The 5356-nt window shown below is 58.2% G+C and carries 2 rRNA genes; both read right to left on the bottom strand.

Features of this window, described 5'->3' with window-relative positions:
• Nucleotides 1-59 precede the first annotated feature (59 nt).
• A 23S ribosomal RNA gene (locus tag ACI769_RS19800) occupies nucleotides 60-3167 on the bottom strand.
• Between the two features lie 474 nt (nucleotides 3168-3641).
• Nucleotides 3642-5163, bottom strand: a 16S ribosomal RNA gene (locus ACI769_RS19795).
• The 16S and 23S rRNA genes sit together here, the layout of an rRNA operon.
• Nucleotides 5164-5356: the final 193 nt, after the last annotated feature.

Below are 5356 nucleotides of genomic sequence, written 5' to 3'. Positions count from 1 at the left end.
GGGGTGTGGTGTTGGTGGTTCGGGAACCGCACAGTGGACGCGTAGCACAAGAGTGTTTGGTGTTGAAGTTGTCGGCTGATTAGTACCGGTCAGCTGCACGGGTCTTTCGTCCCCGCTTCCACGTCCGGCCTATCGACCCAGTGTTCTGCTGGGTGCCTCTCACCCCGTAGGGTATGGAAACCTCATCTTGAAGCAGGCTTCCCGCTTAGATGCTTTCAGCGGTTATCCCTTCCGAACGTAGCCAACCAGCGGTGCTCCTGGCGGAACAACTGGCACACCAGAGGTTCGTCCGTCCCGGTCCTCTCGTACTAGGGACAGCCCTTCTCAAGTTTCCTGCGCGCGCAGCGGATAGGGACCGAACTGTCTCACGACGTTCTAAACCCAGCTCGCGTACCGCTTTAATGGGCGAACAGCCCAACCCTTGGGACCTACTCCAGCCCCAGGATGCGACGAGCCGACATCGAGGTGCCAAACCATGCCGTCGATATGGACTCTTGGGCAAGATCAGCCTGTTATCCCCGGGGTACCTTTTATCCGTTGAGCGACGGCGCTTCCACAAGCCACCGCCGGATCACTAGTTCCGACTTTCGTCCCTGCTCGACCTGTCAGTCTCACAGTCAAGCTCCCTTGTGCACTTGCACTCGACACCTGATTGCCAACCAGGCTGAGGGAACCTTTGAGCGCCTCCGTTACATTTTAGGAGGCAACCGCCCCAGTTAAACTACCCACCAGGCACTGTCCCTGGTCCGGATCACGGACCGAGGTTAGACATCCGAAGCGGCCAGAGTGGTATTTCAACGTTGACTCCACCCGCACTGGCGTACGGGCTTCACAGTCTCCCACCTATCCTACACAAGCCGCACCGAACACCAATACCAAGCTATAGTAAAGGTCCCGGGGTCTTTCCGTCCTGCTGCGCGTAACGAGCATCTTTACTCGTAGTGCAATTTCGCCGAGTTCGCGGTTGAGACAGCGGAGAAGTCGTTACGCCATTCGTGCAGGTCGGAACTTACCCGACAAGGAATTTCGCTACCTTAGGATGGTTATAGTTACCACCGCCGTTTACTGGGGCTTAAATTCTGAGCTTCACCCCGAAGGGTTGACCCGTCCTCTTAACCTTCCAGCACCGGGCAGGCGTCAGTCCGTATACATCGTCTTGCGACTTCGCACGGACCTGTGTTTTTAGTAAACAGTCGCTTCTCCCTGGTCTCTGCGGCCGTCCACGCTCCCACCGCGAGGGTGTTCACGCTTCGGGCCCCCCTTCTCCCGAAGTTACGGGGGCATTTTGCCGAGTTCCTTAACCACGATTCTCTCGATCGCCTTAGTATTCTCTACCTGACCACCTGAGTCGGTTTGGGGTACGGGCGGCTAGAACCTCGCGTCGAGGCTTTTCTTGGCAGCATAGGATCACCCAGTTCGCGCTTGTGCGCTCACCGTCAGCTCTCAGCCTGTGTGCCGGGCGGATTTGCCTACCCGACGGCCTACAGCCTTGGACGTGGTCTACCATCGCCACGCCGGGCTACCTTCCTGCGTCACCCCTGTTAATACGCTTACCTACTACCGGATTGGGTCCCGCGCGCCCCTGCCCGGTGACCCCGAAGGGTCGATGGGCAGGTTTGGGCGGTCAGCATCACCGGGCTCGGTATGGGCGGTTCTTCGCCGGTAGGAGAATATCAACTCCTTGTCCATCGACTACGCCTGTCGGCCTCGCCTTAGGTCCCGACTTACCCAGGGCGGATTAACCTGGCCCTGGAACCCTTGGTCATTCGGCGGACGGGTTTCTCACCCGTCTTTCGCTACTCATGCCTGCATTCTCACTCGTGTGGGCTCCACCGCTGGGTTCCCCCGCGGCTTCACCGCCCACACGACGCTCCCCTACCCACCTGCGCCTCTGGACCACGAAGGCCTGAGTTGAGCGCAGATGCCACGGCTTCGGCGGTGTACTTGAGCCCCGCTACATTGTCGGCGCGGAATCACTTGACCAGTGAGCTATTACGCACTCTTTCAAGGGTGGCTGCTTCTAAGCCAACCTCCTGGTTGTCTGTGCAACTCCACATCCTTTCCCACTTAGCACACGCTTAGGGGCCTTAGCCGGTGGTCTGGGCTGTTTCCCTCTCGACTACGGAGCTTATCCCCCGCAGTCTCACTGCCACGCTTTCACTTACCGGCATTCGGAGTTTGGCTGACGTCAGTAACCTTGTAGGGCCCATCGGCCATCCAGTAGCTCTACCTCCGGCAAGAAACACGTGACGCTGCACCTAAATGCATTTCGGGGAGAACCAGCTATCACGAAGTTTGATTGGCCTTTCACCCCTAACCACAGGTCATCCCCCAGGTTTTCAACCCTGGTGGGTTCGGTCCTCCACGCGGTCTTACCCGCGCTTCAACCTGCCCATGGCTAGATCACTTCGCTTCGGGTCTAGACCCAGCGACTATGGGCGCCCTGTTCGGACTCGCTTTCGCTACGGCTTCCCCACACGGGTTAACCTCGCCACTGAGCACTAACTCGCAGGCTCATTCTTCAAAAGGCACGCTGTCACCCCAGCCAAGGAGGCTCCAACGGATTGTAGGCACACGGTTTCAGGTACTATTTCACTCCCCTCCCGGGGTACTTTTCACCTTTCCCTCACGGTACTGGTCCGCTATCGGTCACTAGGTAGTATTTAGGCTTAGCAAGTGGTCTTGCCAGATTCACACGAGATTTCTCGGGCCCCGTGCTACTTGGGATCCCCTTCGGGAGGCCGCACCATTTCGTCTACCGGACTCGCACCGTCTGTGGTCCGCCTTTCAATGCGGTTCGACTATGACACGGCTTTCTTACTCCCCGGTGGACTGTCAGATCCACCAGAAGGGTCCCACAACCCCGAACACGCAACGCCTGACAGCTTGAACACGCGCCCGGTTTGGCCTCATCCGCTTTCGCTCGCCACTACTCACGGAATATCTCTTCCTGTCGGTACTGAGATGTTTCACTTCCCGACGTTCCCTCCACACACCCTATATATTCAGGTGCGGGTCACACGACATGACTCGTGCGGGGTTCCCCCATTCGGAAACCCTCGGATCACAGCTCGTTTGCCAGCTCCCCGAGGCTTATCGCAGGCTACCACGTCCTTCTTCGGCTCCTAGTGCCAAGGCATCCACCCTGTGCCCTTAAAAACTTCAACAAAAACAACAAAACTGCAGAGAACCAAGAACCACACCCCCGAAAGGGTGCGTCTTGATCTTTACAAAGATGCTCGCGTCCACTGTGCAGTTCTCAAACAACCAACGACCCCGACCCCACCAGACCCGCCTACCACCCGACCCCTCTCCCGAAGAAGAAGACCCGCGCAGCGGTTCGTGGTCCAAGGACCGGCCCGTACCAGGCACCCCACCAACCGGTGGCCGGTGACCTGAGGACCCAACAGTGTGCTCGACAAGCCCCCCAACCTCACCCGTGATGTTCCACCACCACCCGCACGCACCCCGAAGAGACACGTGCGAGCCGGCAGGTACTGACACCAGCAAGACCGAAGAAGCTCTTTCGTCAATGTTCCACCCATGAGCAACCACCCACCACACGGACGGCGATGGCGTGGCACCTGAACCACCCACCCACCAGCAAACACCGGCAAGGGCGAGGGTTGGTAGCTCCTTAGAAAGGAGGTGATCCAGCCGCACCTTCCGGTACGGCTACCTTGTTACGACTTAGTCCCAATCGCCAGTCCCACCTTCGACCACTCCCCCCGCGAACGGTTGGGCCATGGGCTTCGGGTGTTACCGACTTTCGTGACTTGACGGGCGGTGTGTACAAGGCCCGGGAACGTATTCACCGCAGCGTTGCTGATCTGCGATTACTAGCGACTCCGACTTCATGGGGTCGAGTTGCAGACCCCAATCCGAACTGAGACCGGCTTTTTGGGATTCGCTCCACCTTACGGTATCGCAGCCCTTTGTACCGGCCATTGTAGCATGCGTGAAGCCCAAGACATAAGGGGCATGATGATTTGACGTCATCCCCACCTTCCTCCGAGTTGACCCCGGCAGTCTCCCATGAGTCCCCGGCATAACCCGCTGGCAACATGGGACGAGGGTTGCGCTCGTTGCGGGACTTAACCCAACATCTCACGACACGAGCTGACGACAACCATGCACCACCTGTGCACGAGTGTCCAAAGAGACCACCATCTCTGGTGGCTTCTCGTGCATGTCAAGCCTTGGTAAGGTTCTTCGCGTTGCATCGAATTAATCCGCATGCTCCGCCGCTTGTGCGGGCCCCCGTCAATTCCTTTGAGTTTTAGCCTTGCGGCCGTACTCCCCAGGCGGGGCACTTAATGCGTTTGCTGCGGCACGGAACTCGTGGAATGAGCCCCACACCTAGTGCCCAACGTTTACGGCATGGACTACCAGGGTATCTAATCCTGTTCGCTCCCCATGCTTTCGCTCCTCAGCGTCAGTTGCGGCCCAGAGACCTGCCTTCGCCATCGGTGTTCCTCCTGATATCTGCGCATTCCACCGCTACACCAGGAATTCCAGTCTCCCCTACCGCACTCTAGTCTGCCCGTACCCGATGCAAGCTCGAGGTTGAGCCTCGAGTTTTCACACCAGACGCGACAAACCGCCTACGAGCTCTTTACGCCCAATAATTCCGGACAACGCTTGCGCCCTACGTATTACCGCGGCTGCTGGCACGTAGTTAGCCGGCGCTTCTTCTGCAGGTACCGTCACTTGCGCTTCTTCCCTGCTGAAAGAGGTTTACAACCCGAAGGCCTTCATCCCTCACGCGGCGTCGCTGCATCAGGCTTTCGCCCATTGTGCAATATTCCCCACTGCTGCCTCCCGTAGGAGTCTGGGCCGTGTCTCAGTCCCAGTGTGGCCGGTCGCCCTCTCAGGCCGGCTACCCGTCGTCGCCTTGGTAGGCCATCACCCCACCAACAAGCTGATAGGCCGCGAGCCCATCCCTGACCGAAAAACTTTCCAACCACCCCCATGCGAGGACGGCTCATATCCGGTATTAGCCCCGGTTTCCCGGAGTTATCCCGAAGTCAAGGGCAGGTTACTCACGTGTTACTCACCCGTTCGCCACTAATCCGCCCAGCAAGCTGGGCATCATCGTTCGACTTGCATGTGTTAAGCACGCCGCCAGCGTTCGTCCTGAGCCAGGATCAAACTCTCCGTAAATGAACAACGCCCACCACCAGGACAAACCCCGGCAGTGAACAATCCATACGAAGCGAACCCCAACAGGGTTCACAAAACTGGCATCAACACGAAAGATGACATCATCTTCCGAAATCAACCAAAGGAATCCCAGACACAACCAACCCAACCACCCGGACGGGCAACCAGGCCAGCCATGCCACAGGGACAAAAA

Origin of the sequence: Cellulosimicrobium sp. RS (assembly GCF_046159675.1) — a bacterium.
Classification (GTDB): Bacteria; Actinomycetota; Actinomycetes; order Actinomycetales; family Cellulomonadaceae; genus Cellulosimicrobium; species Cellulosimicrobium funkei.
Note: the sequence above shows the minus strand (reverse complement) of the source record. Positions and strands in the feature narration are given on the sequence as shown.